Below are 17946 nucleotides of genomic sequence, written 5' to 3' on the forward strand. Positions count from 1 at the left end.
ACATGTACGACGCGATACTGTGTCCGACCGACGGGAGCGCCGGGAGCGCCGCCGCGACCGAGCAGGCCTGCGGCCTCGCCGCCCTGACGGGCGCTCGGGTCCACGCGCTGTTCGTCGTCGACGAGGGCATCGCCGGCGCCGACGAGTGGGACGTGGTCGTCGAGCGCGAGGAGGCGCGCGGCGAGCGCGTGCTCGACGCGGTCGCCGAGGCGGCCGCGACGCGCGACGTCGAGTGCGAACGCCGCCTCCGCCGCGGCCGCCCGCACGAGGAGATCCTCGACGCGGCGGCGGACTACGGCGTCGACCTGATCGTGATGGGCACGCACGGCCGCACCGGGATCGGGCGCTTCATCGCGGCGGGGTCGGTCGCCGAGCGGGTCGTGCGATACAGCGAACTCCCGGTGTTGACGGCGCGCGTCAGCGAATAGCCCGCGGCGCACGTCGACGAATCGCTCGCGGTCTACGCCGACTCGCAGATCGCGACGAAGTTCTCGAAGACCTCCTCGCCGCGCTCCGTGTGCGCGACCTCGGGGTGCCACTGGACGCCGTACAGGTTCGCGTCCGCGTCGGCCATCGCCTCGATGCCGCAGACGTCGGAGGTGGCGGTGCGGGAGAACCCGTCCGGCAGCTCGGTCACCTCGTCGGCGTGGGAGGCCCAGACGCGCGTCTCGGGGGCCAGCGAGCCGACGAGCGGGTCCTCGTCGTCGGTTATCTCGACGTCGACGTCGGCGTAGCCGCCGTAGTCGCCCTCGCCGACCGCGCCGTCGAGCTCCGCGGCGATCAGCTGCATCCCCAGGCAGATCCCGAGAACGGGGAGGTCGCGGTCGAGGTAGTCGGGCGCGTTGCCGACGCGGTCCATGTCCGGGCCGCCCGAGAGGACGACCCCGTCCGCCTCGACCTCGTCGGCCGGCGTCTCCGCCGAGATTATCTCGGTGTCGACGCCGAGGTCGCGGAGCGCCCGGCGTTCGAGGTGGGTGAACTGGCCGTGGAGGTCGATGACGACGATCCGAGTCATGGCGTCGATTGACGGCTGTCGCACAAAAACGGCTCGGAACGGAACACAGTCCCGTGGTGGTTTCGACCCCGCGAACCCCGAAGTGATCCACGAATACGGATCGATCAGAGGTCGAGCGGGCCGCGCTTCGTGAACTCCCGCAGGAGCGCGGTCGCGTACGACCCGCTCGGGAGCGCGAAGGCGAACCGCGGGTCGCCGCCCTCGAACGTCACGTCGAGGTCCGTGCGTAGGAGGACCGCGCGCCGCGTCCCGTTCGAGTCGAACTCGCCGGGGAGCGCGAAGTCGCCCGGCTCGACGCCGGCGTCCGCGAGGACCTCGCGCTCTATCTCGCCCGGTTCGCCGTCGCCGAGCGCCGTCTCGGTGCCGACGAGCGGCGCGGTGACGAAGGCCCGCCCGCGCTCGCAGTGCCGCGAGACCACGTCGACCCGGTCGGCGTCGACGCGCTGGAGGCGGTCGGCGTCCGGCGCGTACAGCCCCTCGGGCGCGTCGCCGTCGGCGAAACAGACCACGTCGCCGGCGACGGGGCGGGCGAACGGGAGCCCGCGGCGCAGCCGCTCGCTCACGATCCGGTTGAAGAGGAACGACTGCGCGGCGTTGACGAACAGCCGCTGGAGGTTCGAGGGCACCGCCTCCAGCGCGTGCCACCAGTCCTCGTCGTCCGGCGGCGCGTCGGGGCCGACGCCGCGGTCGGCGAGCCGGTGGACCATCGAGCGCTCGAACCGGAGCTTGCCGGGAATCGCGTCGAGGCAGGCGGCCCAGTCGCCGTCGCCCGTGCCGTCGGCGGCGGGCCCGCCGTCGGGTCCGGAGTCGCCGCTCACGCCGAACGCCGCGTCGACTCGGTCGCGCGCGGCCCGGGTATCGTCGGGCTCCGCCGCGGCGGGGTTCCCGGCGTACAGCCGGACCGCCTCCCGGGGGTCGTTCCGCGCGATCGCCAGCCCGACGACGTGAGTGACGGGGCGCCGGCTGCCGAACCGCTGCTGGCCGAAGTAGTTCGGGACGCCGACGGTCGCCTCGATCGACCCGTCCCCGCCGGGGCCGCTGCTCCCGTCCGCGTCTACTCCGTTGACGTCGCCCGCGAACGCCCGGAGGTCCCGCACCGCCTCGGCGACGCGCTCGGGGGCGCCGTCGACCGCGTCCGCGACGCGGATCTCGAAGGCGTTGCCCGCGAGGTCGCCGAACGAGAGGCTCCGGCCCGCCCGGCCGAGCGGCTCTATCTCGGCGCCGCGGATCTCCGGGAGGTCGTCGGCGTCGGCGCCGCGGACGGTGAACAGCTGCGTCGTGACGGCGCGCTTGTCCTTCGTCCCCGCCCACGAGACGCGCTCGCGGCTGACGCCGAGCGCGTCCGAGAGCCGGCGCGCGAAGTCGTTGGTGTCCCAGTCGCGGAGCGTCGCCCGGACGACGAGGTCGGGGTAGCTGCCGGGGTCGGCGTCGAGCGGCTCCGCGTCGAACGCCTCCAGCTCCCGGACCCGGAAGTCCTCGGGCGACTCGCGCAGCCGCCCGCCGATCCCGTCGGCGCGGCTGGCGTAGTACTCGATACCGACCGCGCGCTCCGTCGGGTGCGCCTCGCGGAGGGAATCGCCGTCGGCCATTCAGAACAGCGGGAGGTCGCCGGTCACGCGGTCGACGCTGTCGTCGCGGGCGGGGCCGACCGCGAGCGCGGTGACGGTCCCCGGTTCGAGCTGGGTGTGGCCGGCGTCCCGGACGACGGCGTACGGAAGCCCCTCCTTGTCGGCCTTGTCGGCCAGTTCGAAGAGCTGGCTCTCGGAGCTCCCCTTCAGCACGACCTTCTTCTGCCCCTCGCCCTGCCACTTCTTCCGCGCCCGGTCGCTCGCGTCCTGGTACGCCGACAGCGACGCGTGCGCGACCTGCGCGGCGAGCTTCCCCTCGCCCATGCCGACGTCCGTCCGGGCGACGATGGCCTGTTTCATACCGTCACCACCGCCGCCGCGGGTTTAGCGCTTTTCTCTCCGACGCCGGGCCGCGGCGCTCGTCGACGGTGAAAATAGCGGGGGACCGACCGCGACCGATCAGTCGTCGGCGGGCGCCGCGCCGCCGCGGGAGGCCGCGCCGAGACCGGCGGCCATGTCGGCGACGGTCCGCTCGTTGTCGACGACCCAGCGCAGCAGGAGGAACGCGAAGAGGTACTTCGCGATGATGTCCATCCCGCTGTACGCCCACGAGGTGATCGCCACGTCGAGCACGGCGAACCCCTCGGCGCCGAGGGCCCAGAAGATGGGGTAGCCGAGCCAGAGGACGACGGTGAGCACCTTCAGCGTATTGAAGATGTCGGCGGTGCCGGCGACCTCGGCGTCCTTCGCCCACTCCGCGAGCAGGATGTAGAGGACGACGACGAAGAACGCGCAGCTGATGCCGTACCAGACCCAGCGCAGCAGGAGCGAGGACGTGGTCAGCGCGGCGGCCAGCCCGGTGACGCACATCCCGACGTCGGCCACCACGGCGGTGAACAGCTTGCTCAGGTTCGAGCCGGCGAGCAGGCCGAGCGCGACGAGGATCATCGGCGTCGAGAACGCCCACGTGAGGTACCGACCCCACGGAGTGAACACCCCGCCCTCGGGGCCGGCGCCCGCGCCGGCCAGCGCGTGGCCGGCCGGCATCTCGAGGAAGCTGACGGTGAGTCCGGAGACGAGCCCCGTGTAGCTGGAGATGGACACCAGCGGTACCATCAGCGTGGCGACGAAGATCAGTTGGGCGCGCGGGTCCTCCACGTTCCGTCCCATGTAGACGAACAGGAGGATCGACAGCCCCGCGAGGGCGATGTTGATCCAGAGCGACGAGGCCAGGAGGGTGTTGCTCTGAATGAACTGGAATACCTCGGTCTGCGTCATTTCGAGCGGAACGGTACTCTGCGCCAGGAGGTCGGCCGCTGCTGTTTCTATCATGCGACGTTCTATTACACGTGGCGTGTTTATTAAATGTACTAACCTGACTGGTAAGGTTTTTCTGACAGTCTCCCGCCTCTCCCCGTATTTTTTGATATATTACCGTTCCAGAACGCGTATTTGGACGCGCGTTTCGACTCTTTCCGTGCTCAACGTCCGACCAGCGGCAGCCGGTCGAGCGGGCCGCCGGCGACGTCCGCCTCGACCGCGGCCGCGCAGTGTTCCCCGCCGAGCAGGCACATCGGCACGCCGATCCCCGGATTGCTGCTCCCGCCGACGTAGTAGAGGCGGTCGGTCCCGCGGACGCGCGGTCCGGGGCGGAGCGGTCCGGTCTGTCGCATCGTGTGCGCGAGCCCGAGCGCGCTCCCGCCGGGCTGGTCGAACCGCGCCGCGAACTCCGAGACGCACGCCGACTCCTCGGCGACGATCCGGTCGCGGAGGTCGACGCCGGCCCGCGAGTCCACCGCGTCGAGGACGCGCTCCCTGAGCGCCGCCCGCCGGTCCGGCGTGTCGTCGAGCCCGGGCGCGAGCGGCACGAGCGTCACGACCGCCTCGTGGCCGTCGGGGGCGACCGAGGGGTCCGTCCGCGACGGGACGTTCACGTACACGACCGGCTCCGTCTCGCCGGTCGGCCACGCGGGGTCGTCGAAGATGGCCGCGAAGTGCGGGTCCCAGTCCGTCGGGAGCGCGAGCGTGTGGTGCGCCAGCTCCGGTAGCTCGCCCTCGACGCCGAGGTACAGCAGGTGCGCCGAGGGGCCGTACGTCCGCCGCTCCCAGTAGTCGCCGAGCCGCGAGACGGTGCCCTCGGGGAGCAGCTCGCGCTCCACGTGGGCGGGCGGCGCGTTACAGACCACGCGGTCGTGGACGTAGCGGTCGCCGCCGAGCTCGACCTCGACGCCGCCGTCGACCGGTTCGAGGCCCGTCACCTCGACGCCGGTGTGAACGTCGGCGCCGGCGTCGCGGGCGACCGCCGCGACGGCCTCGACCACCTCGTACATCCCGCCCATCGGGTAGTAGACGCCGAGCCCGTAGTCGACGTGGCTCATCAGCTGGTACAGCGCCGGCGTGTTGTGGGGCGACCCCCCGAGGAAGACGAGCGTGTACTCCAGCAGCTGCCTGAGCTTCGGATGGTCGACGTACGACCGCACCCGTTCGTCGAGGCTGGAGAGCAGGTCGAGTTCGCGGCCGCCCGCGAGCACGTCGAGCGAGAGGTAGTCGCGGAACCGCGACCGCCCGGGGAGGACGAACCGCTCCATCCCGGCGTCGTACGCCCGCTCGGCGTCGTCGAGGTACCGCTCAAACGCCTCGCCGGCGCCCTGCTCGTAGGACTCAAAGAGGTCTGCGGCGGCGGCCGGGTCGGCGGGCACGTCGGCGCGGTCGCCGTCGTCCCAGAACACCCGGTAGTGCGGGTCGAGCCGACGCAGGTCGTAGAACTCGTCGGGCGACCGGCCGAAGTCCTCGAAGAACCGCTCGAACAGGTCCGGGAGCAGGTACCACGAGGGGCCGGTGTCGAACCGGAACCCGTCCAGCTCCAACCGACCGGCGACTCCCCCGACGCGCTCTGCGCGCTCGTACAGCGTCACCTCCGCGCCTCCGGCCGCGAGGTAGGCGGCGGCGGAGAGCCCGCCGACGCCGCCGCCGACCACTCCCACCGAGGCTCCGCGCAGCGGCTCGTCGCTCATGGGGTCGGTAGGGGCTCGCGCCCTGTGTGTGATTGCCAACTCTCGACGGCTCTTTATTCGGCGCTCCGACGAGCTGCCGCGACGCGTACTCGTTCGGCTTCCTTTTTTTCCGGCTTCGGGCGCAGGATCGATACATGGAACGGCGGTCGCGGTCGTCGGACGGCGGCTCCGCCGACAGCCCAGATACCGCCGACAGCCCCGGTACCGCCGGCCACCCCGGTTCCGACGGTCTCGCGCGCTCTGGGGCCGCGCGGAGCGGGTCCGACGCGTCCCGAGCCGCCGACCGGTCCGGGGCCGGCGGTCGCGACGGCGCCGGCGTCCGCGTCGAGGTGGTCGTTCACGACCCGAGCCCCGCGCCGGTGGCGGCGGCGCTCCCGCCGGGCGCGGTCGCGGAGGACGTCGACCGCGTCCGGGTCGACGGGGCGGTCGTCTCGCAGTTCCGCGCCGACCGCGCGGTCGACGCGGAGCTCGTCTTCGACGGCGGCGACGAGTTCGTCTACCGCTGCCGCAGCCGCGCGGCGGGCCAGTTCCCGTCCGACGCCGTCGAGTCGCTCGGCTACCCCGTCTCGTCGGTCACGGTCCGCACGGCGCCGGACCGCGTCCGCCTCCGGCTGTCGCTGCCCGCGGCCGACCCGCTCGGCGACGTGATCGACGCGCTGGAGGCGACCGGCGGCTCGGTCCGGCTCGAACGGCTCACCAGCTCCGGCGGCGCCGACACCCGGTCCGACCCCGTCGTGGTCGACCTGGGGCGGCTCACGGAGCGCCAGCGCGAGGTGGTCCGGACCGCCCAGCGGCTCGGCTACTTCGAACACCCCCGCGAGGCGAGCGCGACGGAGGTGGCCGACGCCATCGGCATCGCTCGCGCGACGTTCTCGGAGCACCTCGCGGCGGCGCAGCGCCGCGTCTTCGACGACCTCGTCGGCGGGTGAGCCCCGCCGCGAACGGCTCCGCGGGGACGGGCTCCCCGGGGACGGATCCGTTCCCACGCGGCGGGGTCGACCGCGGTATTGAAACCCCTCAGGCGCTCAGGTAAGGTATGTATCGCAGACGGTTCCTTCGACGGACCGGCGGCGTCGCGAGCGCCGCGGCCGCCGTGGGCCTCGCCGGGTGCGCCGGCGTCGGCGGCGAGCCGGACTACGACGTCGGAATGCTCGCCGCCGCGTACCAGCCGCGAGAGGTCACGGTCTCGGTCGGCGACACCGTCGTCTGGAAGAACACGAGCGCGCGGGCCCACACCGTCACCGCGACGGACGGCGGGATCCCGGACGACGCCGAGTTCTTCGCCTCGGGCGGCTTCGACGACTACGACGCCGCGCTGTCGGCGTGGCAGTCCGACTTCGGCGGGCGACTGGAGAACGGCGACCGGTACGAGCACACGTTCACCGTCCCCGGGACCTACGAGTACGTCTGTATCCCCCACCGCGAGGGCGGCATGTTCGGCACCGTCGTCGTGGAGGAGTGATCGGCGTGATCAGCGTCGACGCCGCCCGCCGACCGTCGCTCCGTCCCGCCGCCGACCGCCGCACCGCGCCCCGCTCGGCCGACCCCCGGCAGCGAAACCCATTCACGCCCGCGCACCGAACGGGAGGTGACTGACTCGCATGGCCCTCTCGCCGCTCCTCGGGACCGACGTGCTGCTGTTCGCCGCCATCGGACTGCTCGGCGGAGCCCACTGTATCGGCATGTGCGGCCCGCTCGTCACCGTCTACGCGAGCCGGATGGACGCCGACGGCGGGCGGACGGACGGCGGCGAGCCGAGCGCGGCCGGCGTCGCCGGCGCGGAGGCCGGCCGCGAGGGGCACCTGACGACCTACGAGGTGCGCCAGCACGCGCTGTTCAACCTCGGGCGGGCCGCGAGCTACGCGGCGATCGGAACCCTCCTCGGCGCGCTCGGCGGCGCGGTCCTCGTCACGACGGCGACGCTGACCGGCGCCGCGACGGCGGTCCGCGGCGGGGTCGGGCTCCTCGTCGGCGCGGCCGTGATCGCCGTCGGCGTCCGGTACCTCCTCGGCGGCGCGACCGGCGGCGTCCACCTCCCCGGGCTCGAACGCGTCACGGGCTGGCTCACGGGGCACGTCGACCGCCTCGCGAACGGGCCGGGGATCGTCGCGCTCGGCGCGGTCCACGGGCTGCTCCCCTGTCCGATCCTCTATCCCGCGTACCTGTACGCCCTCGCGAGCGGCTCCGCGGTCGCGGGCGGGGTCGCGCTCGGCGCCCTCGGGCTCGGGACGATCCCCGCCGTCTTCGCCTACGGGACGCTGATCGAGAGCGTCGACCCGGCCCACCGCCGCCGGATCCACCGGCTGTTGGGCCTCGCGTTCGTCGCGCTCGGCTACGTGCTGTTCGCGCACGGGCTGATGTCGGTCGGGATCCACGTGCCCCACCCGCGGCTCCCGTTCTGGAACCCGCTCGACGCCGGGATGATGGGAGGGATGTGAGATGAGCGCGACCGAGGGCGCCGCGGGCGCGCGCGACGACCCCGCCGCCTGTACCCTCTGCGAGCTCCCGACCGAGGGTGTCGACGTGACCGACGACGAGGAGAACCGCTTCTGCTGTACCGGCTGCCGGGACGTGTACGGCGCCCTCGGGGACGCCGACGTGGACGCCGACGCGGTCCGAGAGCGGCGACGGGCGCGGGACGGTGCCGCGGGCGACGAGACGGACGCCGACGGCGACCGCGACGTGCCCGACGGCCACGAGGCGGCGTTCCTCGAGGTGGACGGGATGCACTGCGCGACCTGCGAGGCGTTCATCGAGACGGTCGCGACCGACGCCGACGGCGTCAGCGGCGCGAGCGCGAGCTACGTCACCGACACGGTGCGGATCGACCACGACCCGGACGCCGTCACGATCGACGACCTCACCGAGACGGTGAGCGGGCTCGGGTACAGCGCGTACGCCCGCGACGACGCCTTCTCCAGGCGGCAGGCGAGCAACATGGCGACGGCGCGGCTCGCGGCGGGCGTCCTCGTCGGGATGGCGGTGATGCTGCAGTACATCGTCCTCATCTACCCGACGTACTTCGCGTTCCCGTTCTACGACGAGCGCACGCTGACGTACCTCGACGAGGCGATGGCCTCGACCTCGGGCACGTACTTCTTCATCGTCATCGGCGTCCTCACCACCATCGTCCTCTTCTTCACCGGGAAGCCGATCCTCCGCGGCGCGTACGTCAGCGCGAAGACGCGCTCGCCGAACATGGACCTCCTGGTCGCCATCGCCGCGGTGAGCGCGTACCTCTACAGCACGCTCGCGGTGATCTTCGTCGAGTCGCCCTCGATATACTACGACGTGACCGTCGCGATCGTCGTCATCGTCACGGTCGGGAACCACTACGAGGACTCGGTGAAGGACCGGGCGACGGCGCTCCTCTCCGAGGTCACCGCGGTCCAGGTCGACGACGCGCGGCGGCTGACCGGCGACGGCGAGACGGAGTCCGTCGCCGTCGACGCGCTCGAACCGGGCGACCGGCTCCTCGTCCGGGCCGGCGAGCGGGTCCCCGTGGACGGCGAGGCGGTCGACGGCGACGCCGCGGTCGACGAGTCCGTCGTCACCGGCGAGTCGCTGGCGGTCCGGAAGGTCGCCGGCGACCCGGTCGTCGGCGGCTCCGTCGTCGCGGACGGCTCGCTCACGGTCGCGGTCGGGCCGGACGCGGCCTCCAGCCTCGACCGCGTCGCCGAGCTCGTCTACGACCTCCAGAGCGGGAACCACGGCGTCCAGAAGCTCGCGGACCGGCTCGCGACCGTGTTCGTCCCGGCGGTCCTCGTCATCGCCGCGGTCGCCGCCGGGGCGTCGCTCGCGCTCGGCGGCGCCCCCACCGACGCGATGCTCGTCGGACTGACGGTGCTGATCGTCTCGTGTCCCTGCGCGCTCGGGCTGGCGACCCCGCTCGCCGTCGCCGCCGGGATCCGCGACGCGCTCGAACGTAACGTCGTCGTCTTCGACGACACCGTCTTCGAGCGGATCCGCGACGCGGACACGGTCGTCTTCGACAAGACCGGCACGCTGACGACCGGCGAGATGCGGCCGATCGAGCGGCAGGTCGACGACGACCTGCTCCGGCTCGCGGCCGCCCTCGAATCGCGGTCCGCGCACCCGGTCGGGCAGGCCATCGCGGCGGCGCGGTCCGCGGCGGACGCGGCCGAGGCCGGTCCCGGCGAGGCGGGCGACGAGGGCGCGACGCCGGCGGTCGCCGACGGCGGGGCCGCGGCGGCGGTGGGCGAGTCCGGAGACGGGGGCGACGCTCCCGCGGTCGAGTCCTTCGAGAGCCACGCCCGCGGCGTCTCCGGCGTCGTCGACGGCGTCGAGGTCGTCGTCGGCCATCCGGCCCTGTTCGACGAGCGGGGCTGGACCGTCCCCGACGAGGTCCGCGAGGCGGTCGCGGCCGCGCGCGACGTGGGGCGCGTCCCCGTCGCCGTCGGCTGCGACGGCGCGGCCGAGGGGTTTGTCGTGGTCGGCGACGAGCTGCGCGACGGCTGGGAGGAGACGGTGACCGCGCTCGACGAGTCGGGCGTCGAGGTGATCGTCCTCACCGGCGACGACGAGCGCGCCGCGACCGTCTTCGCGGAGCACGACGCCGTCTCGTCGGTGTTCGCCGGCGTGCCGCCGGAGGGGAAGGCCGAGGCCGTCGGGCGGCTGAAGCGGCGCGGCGTCACCGTGATGGTCGGCGACGGCACGAACGACGCGCCGGCGCTCGCGGCGGCCGACCTCGGGATCGCGCTCGGCGGCGGCACCGCGATGGCGGCCGACGCCGCCGACGTGGCGATCGTCGACGACGAACTCGGCTCCGTGGCGACCGTCTTCGAGCTCGCGCGGGCGGCGGGCCGGCGCGTGAAGGGGAACATCGGCTGGGCGTTCTGCTACAACGCGGTCGCCATCCCGCTGGCGGCGACCGGGCTCCTGAACCCCCTCTTCGCCGCCGTCGCGATGGGCGCGTCGAGCCTGCTCGTGGTGACGAACTCCTCGCGGGCGCTGCTCGACGACTGACCCGCCGACACGACTCGCGGCGGCGCCTCGCGCCGCGACCCGGCCGCGCCCGCCCCTACCGCAAGCGACTTTCGGCTCACGCGAGTAGTCGGGTGCGATGACCGATCAACAGCAGCAGCCCGCGGTCCCGACCCGGAACGGCATGCCCGTCCTCGGGCTCGGCACGTGGGAGAACGACGAGCCAGCCCAGTGCACCGAGTCGGTCGCGAACGCGCTCGACGCCGGCTACCGCCACGTCGACACCGCCCAGATCTACGGCAACGAGGCGGCCGTCGGCGAGGGGATCGCGGAGAGCGACGTCGACCGCGAGGACGTCTTCCTCGCGTCGAAGGTGTGGATCGACAACCTCGCGCCCGCCGACGTGGCCGCGTCGACCCGCGAGAGCCTCGACACGCTCGGGGTCGACTCGGTCGACCTCATGTACGTCCACTGGCCGGCCGGGGAGTACGAGCCCGAAGAGACGCTGCCGGCGTTCGCCGAGCTGCGCGACGACGGCCTCATCGACCGCATCGGCGTCTCCAACTTCGAGCCGGAACACCTCGACGCCGCGGCGGACGCGCTCGGCGAGGCGCCGTTCGCGAACCAGGTCGAGATGCACCCGCTGCTCCGCCAGGAGGAGCTCCGCGAGTACGCCGACGCCAACGGCGTCGAGCTGGTCGCCTACTCGCCGCTCGCGCGCGGCGAGGTCCTCGACGACCCGGCGATCGTCGACATCGCGGAGAAGCACGGCGTCAGCGCTGCGCAGGTGAGCCTCGCGTGGCTCCGCGAGTCCGGCGTCACGGCCATCCCGAAGGCGACCGGGATCGACCACATCCGCGACAACCTCGCCAGCGTCGACCTCGACCTCGACGACGAGGACGTCGCGGCGATCGACGACCTCGGCCGCACCGACCGCCAGCTCAACCCCGACTTCGGGCCGGACTGGTAACCGCCGGCCCGCGTTCGCGCGGACCGCCGCTCACTCCGCCGCGCGCGGCAGCGACACCGTGATCCGGTTGCCGCGGTCGTCGCCCGCAGAGCCGCGTTCACCGGGTTCGCCGGCCTCCGTATCGACCTCCGTGCCGACCGCGACCGACACGCTCCCGTTCGACAGCTCCACGCTCCAGTAGACGAGCCAGAAGCCGAGCCCGCTGCTGTGGTACACGTGGCTCATGTCGTGGTCGCCGGTGAGCACGTCGGCCTCGATGGCCGGGATCGGTCGGAGGTCGTCCTCGACGACGAGCTCGGCGCCCCCCTCGGTGCGGCGGAGCCGCACCGTCACCGTCGGACTCCCGTCGTCCGCGTGCTGGAACGGGTTCTCTAAGAGCTCGATCACCGCCGAGCGGAGCTCGCAGCGCCCGTCGACGACGACCGCGTCGAGCTCCCCGACCGCGATCGACCCCTCCGGATACCGCTCGCGGACGGTCTCGACGGCCTCCTCGACCACGCTCCGGAGGTCGACCGCGTCGGTCTCCCGCTGGTCGGTGATGAGCTCGATCACCTCCCGCTCCTTCCGTGCGGTGTCGAGGAGGCTCTCGCCGACCCGCCGGATCACCGCCGTGTGCGCCGCCGACTCGGGGACCTCGTCTTCGAGCTCCTCGACCGTCCCGAGGACGATGTTGAGGTCGTTCCGGAGGTTGTGGCGCAGGAGGTTGTCCATCACGACGAGCTGGCGCTCGCGCCGCCGCCGGTCCGTGACGTCCTTCGCGAACCCCGTGATCCGGACGACCTCGCCGTCCTCGACGATCGGCTCGCCCTGGACCCAGACCCACCGCTTGTAGTTCTCCGCGGCGTTTACTCGGTACTCCATGTCGACCGATTCGCCCGCGGAGAGCCGTTCCATCGACTCCCTCACGGCGGGGCGGTCCTCGGGGTGGACCGCGTCGAGGAACGTCGCGGGGTCGCCGCGGAGCTCGTCGAGCGAGGCCCCGTACATCTCCTCGTACGCCGGGTTCGCGAAGAGCAGCTCCGACCACTCGGCGTCGAACATCCAGAGCACGTCGCTTGAGACCGCGGCGATCTCCCGGAGGTGCGCGGTCGCCTCCTCGCGCTCGCGCTCGGCCGCCACGCGGTCGGTGATGTCCCGCGAGCTGACGACGAACCCGTCGAGCTCCCCGTCTGTGAGGTTCGACATGCGGCTCTCCAGCCACACCCACGAGCCGTCCTCGGCCCGGTGGCGGTACTCCGCCGTGACTTCCGTGAACTCGTCGGTCCGGATCGCCCCCTCGAAGGTGCGCCGAACGGCTTCTCGCTCGTCGGGGTGAATGTACTCAAAGGCGTTCGTCCCGACGAGCTCGTCAGGCTCGAACCCGAGGATCTCCTCCGCGGCCGCGTTGACGTACGTGTACTCGCCGTCGACGCTCAACAGGGCGACCTTGTCCTGCGCCTGGTCGAGCAGTAGCTCGTACGGCTCGGAGGCACTCATTCTCCCCATGTTCGTCGGCGAGCCCGTATAACCGTCACGGCCGTTCGACGACCGTGAAGACGCGGGGAGAGCGACCGCGCGGTCCGGTCAGACGTGTTCGGCGAGGAAGTCGACGATCTCGCGGTACGCCTCGATCCGGTTGTCGAGCTTCGCGAACCCGTGCCCCTCGTCCTCGAAGATCAGCTTCCGGACCGGCACGCCCTGCTCGCGGGCCTCCTCGACGATCTGTTCGGCCTCGCCGACGGGCACCCGCGGGTCGTTCTCGCCGTGGAGGACGAAGAGGGGGGCCTCGATCCGCTCGATGTTGTTGATCGGCGAGACGGACTCGAGGAACTCGCGGTCCCCGTCGAGCGAGCCGTACTCGGCCTCGCGCAGCGAGCGGCGCCAGTCGCCGGTGTTCTCGAGGAACGTGACGAAGTTCGCGATGCCGACGATGTCGACGCCCGCGGCCCACAGCTCCGGGTACTCCGTCAGCGACGCGAGCACCATGAAGCCGCCGTAGGAGCCGCCCATCGCGACGACGCGGTCCGGGTCGACCTCGGGGTGGTCGTGGAGCCACCCGACGCCCTCGCGGACGTCCTTCACCGAGTCCATCCGGTTCTCCACGTCGTCGAGCCCGGAGTACGCCTTCCCGTACCCCGAGGAGCCGCGGACGTTCGGCTCGAAGACCGCGTACCCGTTGTTCAGCAGGTACTGGGTGACCGAGGCGAAGGAGGGCCGCCGCTGCGACTCCGGCCCGCCGTGGATGTCGACGACGACCGGGTAGCCCGACTCCGGCGGCTCCGTCTCGGGCACGGAGAAGAACGCGGGGATCTCCCGCCCGTCGAAGGTGGGGTAGTGGACCAGCTCGCGCTCGACGAACGTGTCCGCGGGGATGCCGGCGGTCGAGGCGCGCGTCCACCGCTCCGCCTCGCCGGTGGTCGCCTCGACGACGAAGACGTTCGCGTTGTGCGTGCTGCCCGTCGACGTGACGGCGAACCGATCGCCGTCGGGCCCGAAGCTCACGCCGCCCGCGACGCCCCTCGGGAGCTCCGGCGTCGGGAACTCGTCGATCCGGTCGGGCGCGACGAGCTCGCCGGCGGTGAGCTCGGTGTAGCCGTCGACGTTCCGGGAGTAGACGAGCCGGCGGGTGTCCTCGTCTATCGCGACGCCGTCGACGTTCCACTCGCCGCCGTCCGCGACGACGGCGAACTCGTCGGTCTCCAAGTCGAGCCGCTCCAAGCGGAGCGTGTCGGTCTCGCGGTCGGTGACGAGGTACACGCCCTCGCCGCCGGGCCCCCACTCCGGGCTGCTGTACCGCACGTCGCCCTCGTGGGGCGTGTGGTGGGTCAGGTCGCCGGTCGACAGGTCGAGGGTGTACACGTCGTGGTCGAACGACGAGTGCGCCTCGTGGACGATCAGCCGGTCGTCGCTCGGCGACCACCCGGCGACGGAGAGCCAGCCGTCGCCCTCGTACACCAGCTCGGCGTCGTCGCCCGTCTCGTCGCGCCCCTGGACGTACACGTCGAAGACGGCCTCGTCGCGGCGGTTCGAAGCGAACGCGAACCGGTCGCCGGCCGAGTCCCAGCCGCCCCACCGGTGCTTCGCCTCCGGCATGTCGGTGAGGTTCTCGATCGCGCCGGACTCGTAGTCGAGCCGGTACAGCTGCGCGCGCTCGTTGCCGCCCTCGTCCATGCCGAAGACGGCCTCGGAGCGCTCCGGGGAGGAGTCGACGAAGGAGACGGACTCCTCGAAGAAGGTGTGCTGTTCGGGCCACGACTCCGGCTCGCGGAGCGACCACACCTGCCCCGTGCCGGTCGTGTTGAGGAGGAAGGACAGCCGTCCGTCGGGGCCGAGGTCCGCGCCGCCCGCGTTCCGCACGTTGAGGTAGCGCTCGATGTCGTACTGTCGCATGCGGACCCGTACCGCGCGCGGCGTGAAACCGCTTCGGGTGACGGAACCCCGGGCGAGGGGAGGCCGGTCCGGTCGCCGTCAGCGCGTCGTCTCCCGACCGGATGCCGTGTCTTTTTACCGGCGCCCCCCGTGCGGTCGGCGTATGCGCGTCGCGTTCGCCTCGCTCTTCGCTCCCGGACACGGGGAGACTCCGCCGCGAACGCGGACCCTGCGGACCGCCCGCGGCCTCGCCGCCCGCGGCCACGAGGTCGTCTGGCTCTGCGCCCGGTGGTGGGGCGGCGACGTCGACGCCTTCGACGAGGACGGGATCGAGTACCGGTCGGTCACCGCGGAGCCCGCGCCCGGGGCCTTCGCCGCGCGGCTGCCGGGCGCGGTCCGCCGCGTCGACCCCGACGTGGTCCACGCGGTCAACAGCCCGCCGACGCCGGCGCTCGCCGCCACGGTGGCCGGGTCGCTCTCGCGGGTCCCGGTCGTCGTCGACTGGTGGCGCGACCACCCCGCCGACGCCCGCCGCTGGTACCGGCCGCTCGCCCGGCGCGCCGACGCGGTGACGACGCCCTCGCGGACGACCAAGACGCGCGTCCGCGAACACGGCGCCGACGGCGACGACGTGCGAGTGCTCCCGGAGAGCATCGACTTCGACGCCGTCGAGTCCGCGGGCGTTGACGACCGGTTCGACGCGGTGTACTCGCGGCGGCTCGACCGCCACGCCAACGTCGAGACGTTCCTCCTCGGGCTCGCCGAGCTGCGCGGCCGCGACTGGACGGCGGCGGTGATCGGCGACGGGCCCGAGCGCGGCCGGATCGAGGCGACCGCGAGCGACCTCCGGATCGACGACCGGGTCGAGTTCCTCGGCGACCTCCCGACCGAGGAGCGGGTCCCGATATTCAAGGGGACGCACGTCGCCGTCGCGACCGCGACGTGGGAGACGTTCGCGACCGACCTGCTGTGGGCGGTCGCCTGCGGCTGCGTCGCCCTCGTCGAGTACCAGGCCGACTCCAGCGCCCACGAGCTCGTCGAGGGGCGCGAGCGCGGGCGGCTCGTGACGAGCCCGGCCGAGCTGGCCGACGAGTTCGTCGCGGTCGGGGACCTCGACCGCCGCGCCGTCGACCGCGAGTTCGCCTCGTTCGACCACGACGCCGTGGTCGACCGCTACGTGGCGCTGTACGAGGACGTCGTCGACGGGGAGTGAGTCGCCGCGAGGGCGGCGCAAAGGGTCTGTCGCCGGCCGCTACGCCTGCTCGCGGCCGGTGATCGTGCCGCCGTACTTCATGAAGACGAACGCCAGGCCAAGCGTGCTCACCATCGCGATGAACGTCGCGATGCCGAGCGCGCGCGCGGCGTCCGGGACGAACACCGCGTTCGAGCCGCTGTCACCGCCCACCTCGACGGTGGCGACGTCCTCGCCGACGGCGAGGCCGGCGTGCATGCCGACCGCGGTGTGGGGGACGCAGTGGTAGTGGGTGATGCCGGCGTCCTCGCTCGACGTCTCGTACTCGTAGGTGGCACCTTCCTCGCCGACGGGGTCGCCGCTGTCGAGGCTGGCCGGGCCGCCGCCGTCGACCGTCTTGACGTTGTGCGAGCCCCCGGCGCCCGTCCACTCCCAGGTGATCGTCGTCCCCTCGTCGACCCACACGAGGGTCGGGTCGAACGCGAGGCCCTGGTCGCCGGCGCCGACCGAGATGGTCACCGAGTCCTGGCCGCGGGCGTCGGTGTACGAGCCCACGTTCCCGACGGCGGCGCTCGGCCAGTCGGGTTCCACTTCCTGTGCCGCCGCCGTCCCCGCCGTCGCCGTCGCCGCGCCGGCGGCGGCCGTCGCACCGGCGGCCGTCCGCATGAACGCGCGCCGAGAGACGTCGTCCGAACTCATACGAGGCGGTTCGTGGTGGCCCGTAGTGAATATGTTGATCCGAACGCGGCGCGAGCGATCGCCCCGGACCGGTCGCTCGACCGGTCGCTCGGCCGGTTACCGGCGAATCCGGTCGAGGTCGTCGAGGAACGCCCGCAGCGTCGACCGCGTCACGTGCGGCATACACACCACGCGGAGCTCGCCCGCCCCGGTCCGCGACACCTTCCAGCCGGCGTCGCGGAGCGCGGCGAACGTCGGTTCGGGCACGTCGGCCGCGACGAGCGGGAGCTCGGGCTCGACCACGTCGTACCCGCGGTCGGCGAGCCCCTCCGCGAGCCAGTCGGCGTTGTCGGCCGCGCGCTCGGCCGCCTCGCGGTAGCCGTCGGGCCACAGCGCGTCCATCGCGGCGACGGCGCCGGCGACGCCCGCGCCGCTCCGCGTCCCGGTCAGCGTCGCCTGCGACCGCGTCTCTAAGTAGGGCGTGTCGACCGCGAGCGCGTCGAGCGCGGCGTCCTCGCGGGCCAGCAACCCCCCCGACGGGACCGGCGCCTGCCCGAACTTGTGGGGGTCGATCGTCAGCGTGTCGACCGGCGCGTCGGCGAACGACCAGTCGCGGTCGGTGAACGGGAGGACGAACCCACCCCACGCCGCGTCGACGTGAAGCCGCGCCCCCGCCTCGTCAGCGATCGCTGCCAGCTCCGGGATCGGATCGACGCGGCCGTACTCCGTGCTGCCTGCGACGCCGACGACGAGCGCGGTGGTGTCGTCGACCGCGGCCGCGACGGCGTCGGTGTCCGCGCGGTAGCCGTCGTCGAGGGGGACCGTCCGCAGCTCCACGTCGAGCAGCGCCGCCGCCTTCGTGAACGAGAAGTGCGCGCTCTCGGGCGCGACGACGTTGACCGCTGCCGCGTCGCGTCCGCCCTCGCTCCCGCGGTGCCGGTTCCGCGCGGACCGCACCGCCTGGATGTTCGCCTCGGTGCCGCCGGAGGTGACGTACCCCGCGGCGTCGGCCGGCGCCGGGTGGTCCGCGAGCCTCGCGAGCCCCTCGACCGCCCGCGCCTCCAGCTCCGCGACCGACTCGTAGGTGGCGGGGTCGCCGGGGTTCGTCGCGAGGAACCGCTCGGCGGCCGCGCTGGCGTCCGGGTGCGGCTCGGTACACATCGAGGAGAGCACCCGGTCGAACGACTGCGGCTCCGGTTCCGGCTGTCGCATCTGCC

General features: G+C 72.9%; 16 protein-coding genes. 7 read left to right on the plus strand and 9 right to left on the minus strand.

Annotated elements, in window-relative coordinates:
- Positions 1-2 precede the first annotated feature (2 nt).
- Complete coding sequence (locus EXE50_RS07660; protein WP_053771697.1) at positions 3-428, plus strand: universal stress protein; 426 nt, start codon at positions 3-5, stop codon at positions 426-428.
- A 32-nt stretch (positions 429-460) separates the two neighbouring features.
- Here the strand turns inward: EXE50_RS07660 and EXE50_RS07665 are convergent, their stop codons facing one another.
- The 5 genes from EXE50_RS07665 to EXE50_RS07685 form a co-directional block, all read right to left on the minus strand.
- The gene (locus tag EXE50_RS07665) at positions 461-1015 is read right to left on the minus strand and encodes a GMP synthase subunit A (protein WP_053771696.1); all 555 of its coding nucleotides are present in this window, start codon (positions 1013-1015) and stop codon (positions 461-463) included.
- 104 nt (positions 1016-1119) lie between these two features.
- Complete coding sequence (gene truD, locus EXE50_RS07670) at positions 1120-2604, minus strand: tRNA pseudouridine(13) synthase TruD (protein WP_137704766.1); 1485 nt, start codon at positions 2602-2604, stop codon at positions 1120-1122.
- A complete protein-coding gene (pth2, locus tag EXE50_RS07675) occupies positions 2605-2943 on the minus strand; it encodes a peptidyl-tRNA hydrolase Pth2 (RefSeq protein ID WP_053771694.1) in 339 nt (112 codons plus the stop codon). It abuts the gene before it with no gap.
- Between the two features lie 99 nt (positions 2944-3042).
- Complete coding sequence (locus tag EXE50_RS07680; RefSeq protein ID WP_053771964.1) at positions 3043-3861, minus strand: bacteriorhodopsin; 819 nt, start codon at positions 3859-3861, stop codon at positions 3043-3045.
- A gap of 203 nt (positions 3862-4064) precedes the next feature.
- Positions 4065-5597 carry an NAD(P)/FAD-dependent oxidoreductase gene (locus tag EXE50_RS07685; RefSeq protein WP_137704767.1) on the minus strand — a complete coding sequence of 511 codons (1533 nt, stop codon included), beginning with the start codon at positions 5595-5597 and terminating at the stop codon, positions 4065-4067.
- Positions 5598-5731: 134 nt separating this feature from the next.
- On the opposite strand from EXE50_RS07685, the gene EXE50_RS07690 reads away from it, so the two are divergent.
- The 5 genes from EXE50_RS07690 (at position 5732) to EXE50_RS07710 (ending at position 11511) form a co-directional block, all read left to right on the plus strand.
- Positions 5732-6526 (plus strand): helix-turn-helix domain-containing protein, encoded by a 795-nt coding sequence (locus tag EXE50_RS07690; protein ID WP_137704768.1) that lies wholly within the window; start codon positions 5732-5734, stop codon positions 6524-6526.
- 107 nt (positions 6527-6633) lie between these two features.
- Entirely contained in the window at positions 6634-7059 is a 426-nt protein-coding gene (locus EXE50_RS07695) for a plastocyanin/azurin family copper-binding protein (protein WP_053771691.1), read from the plus strand.
- Between the two features lie 139 nt (positions 7060-7198).
- Positions 7199-8035 (plus strand): sulfite exporter TauE/SafE family protein, encoded by an 837-nt coding sequence (locus tag EXE50_RS07700; RefSeq protein ID WP_053771690.1) that lies wholly within the window; start codon positions 7199-7201, stop codon positions 8033-8035.
- Between the two features lies 1 nt (position 8036).
- Positions 8037-10583 (plus strand): cation-translocating P-type ATPase, encoded by a 2547-nt coding sequence (locus EXE50_RS07705; RefSeq protein WP_137704769.1) that lies wholly within the window; start codon positions 8037-8039, stop codon positions 10581-10583.
- Between the two features lie 142 nt (positions 10584-10725).
- Positions 10726-11511, plus strand: coding sequence for an aldo/keto reductase (locus EXE50_RS07710; protein WP_053771963.1), 786 nt, complete (start codon positions 10726-10728; stop codon positions 11509-11511).
- A gap of 30 nt (positions 11512-11541) precedes the next feature.
- Here EXE50_RS07710 and EXE50_RS07715 read toward each other — a convergent pair whose 3' ends face one another.
- Positions 11542-12987 (minus strand): PAS domain-containing sensor histidine kinase, encoded by a 1446-nt coding sequence (locus tag EXE50_RS07715; protein WP_137704770.1) that lies wholly within the window; start codon positions 12985-12987, stop codon positions 11542-11544.
- Between the two features lie 87 nt (positions 12988-13074).
- Positions 13075-14880, minus strand: a complete 1806-nt coding sequence (locus EXE50_RS07720) for a S9 family peptidase (protein WP_053771687.1) — start codon at positions 14878-14880, stop codon at positions 13075-13077.
- A 142-nt stretch (positions 14881-15022) separates the two neighbouring features.
- Between EXE50_RS07720 and EXE50_RS07725 the strand changes: the two genes are divergently transcribed.
- Positions 15023-16072 carry a glycosyltransferase gene (locus EXE50_RS07725; protein ID WP_053771686.1) on the plus strand — a complete coding sequence of 350 codons (1050 nt, stop codon included), beginning with the start codon at positions 15023-15025 and terminating at the stop codon, positions 16070-16072.
- 39 nt (positions 16073-16111) lie between these two features.
- On the opposite strand, the gene EXE50_RS07730 is transcribed toward EXE50_RS07725, so the two are convergent.
- Positions 16112-16750, minus strand: a complete 639-nt coding sequence (locus EXE50_RS07730; RefSeq protein WP_053771685.1) for a halocyanin domain-containing protein — start codon at positions 16748-16750, stop codon at positions 16112-16114.
- 96 nt (positions 16751-16846) lie between these two features.
- The gene (gene mfnA, locus EXE50_RS07735; RefSeq protein ID WP_053771684.1) at positions 16847-17941 is read right to left on the minus strand and encodes a tyrosine decarboxylase MfnA; all 1095 of its coding nucleotides are present in this window, start codon (positions 17939-17941) and stop codon (positions 16847-16849) included.
- Positions 17942-17946 lie beyond the last annotated feature (5 nt).

This window comes from Halorubrum sp. ARQ200 (genome assembly GCF_005435115.1).
Lineage (GTDB): Archaea > Halobacteriota > Halobacteria > Halobacteriales > Haloferacaceae > Halorubrum > Halorubrum tropicale.

What these genes read in the sequence shown, in the direction of transcription:
- EXE50_RS07715 (WP_137704770.1), bottom strand. Translation starts at nt 12,987, where the DNA reads ATGAGTGCCTCCGAGCCGTACGAGCTACTGCTCGACCAGGCGCAGGAC.
- EXE50_RS07730 (WP_053771685.1), bottom strand. Translation starts at nt 16,750, where the DNA reads ATGAGTTCGGACGACGTCTCTCGGCGCGCGTTCATGCGGACGGCCGCC.
- truD (WP_137704766.1), bottom strand. Translation starts at nt 2,604, where the DNA reads ATGGCCGACGGCGATTCCCTCCGCGAGGCGCACCCGACGGAGCGCGCG.
- EXE50_RS07690 (WP_137704768.1), top strand. Translation starts at nt 5,732, where the DNA reads ATGGAACGGCGGTCGCGGTCGTCGGACGGCGGCTCCGCCGACAGCCCA.
- mfnA (WP_053771684.1), bottom strand. Translation starts at nt 17,941, where the DNA reads ATGCGACAGCCGGAACCGGAGCCGCAGTCGTTCGACCGGGTGCTCTCC.
- EXE50_RS07665 (WP_053771696.1), bottom strand. Translation starts at nt 1,015, where the DNA reads ATGACTCGGATCGTCGTCATCGACCTCCACGGCCAGTTCACCCACCTC.
- EXE50_RS07720 (WP_053771687.1), bottom strand. Translation starts at nt 14,880, where the DNA reads ATGCGACAGTACGACATCGAGCGCTACCTCAACGTGCGGAACGCGGGC.
- EXE50_RS07725 (WP_053771686.1), top strand. Translation starts at nt 15,023, where the DNA reads ATGCGCGTCGCGTTCGCCTCGCTCTTCGCTCCCGGACACGGGGAGACT.
- EXE50_RS07710 (WP_053771963.1), top strand. Translation starts at nt 10,726, where the DNA reads ATGCCCGTCCTCGGGCTCGGCACGTGGGAGAACGACGAGCCAGCCCAG.
- EXE50_RS07700 (WP_053771690.1), top strand. Translation starts at nt 7,199, where the DNA reads ATGGCCCTCTCGCCGCTCCTCGGGACCGACGTGCTGCTGTTCGCCGCC.
- EXE50_RS07685 (WP_137704767.1), bottom strand. Translation starts at nt 5,597, where the DNA reads ATGAGCGACGAGCCGCTGCGCGGAGCCTCGGTGGGAGTGGTCGGCGGC.
- EXE50_RS07695 (WP_053771691.1), top strand. Translation starts at nt 6,634, where the DNA reads ATGTATCGCAGACGGTTCCTTCGACGGACCGGCGGCGTCGCGAGCGCC.
- pth2 (WP_053771694.1), bottom strand. Translation starts at nt 2,943, where the DNA reads ATGAAACAGGCCATCGTCGCCCGGACGGACGTCGGCATGGGCGAGGGG.
- EXE50_RS07660 (WP_053771697.1), top strand. Translation starts at nt 3, where the DNA reads ATGTACGACGCGATACTGTGTCCGACCGACGGGAGCGCCGGGAGCGCC.
- EXE50_RS07680 (WP_053771964.1), bottom strand. Translation starts at nt 3,861, where the DNA reads ATGACGCAGACCGAGGTATTCCAGTTCATTCAGAGCAACACCCTCCTG.
- EXE50_RS07705 (WP_137704769.1), top strand. Translation starts at nt 8,037, where the DNA reads ATGAGCGCGACCGAGGGCGCCGCGGGCGCGCGCGACGACCCCGCCGCC.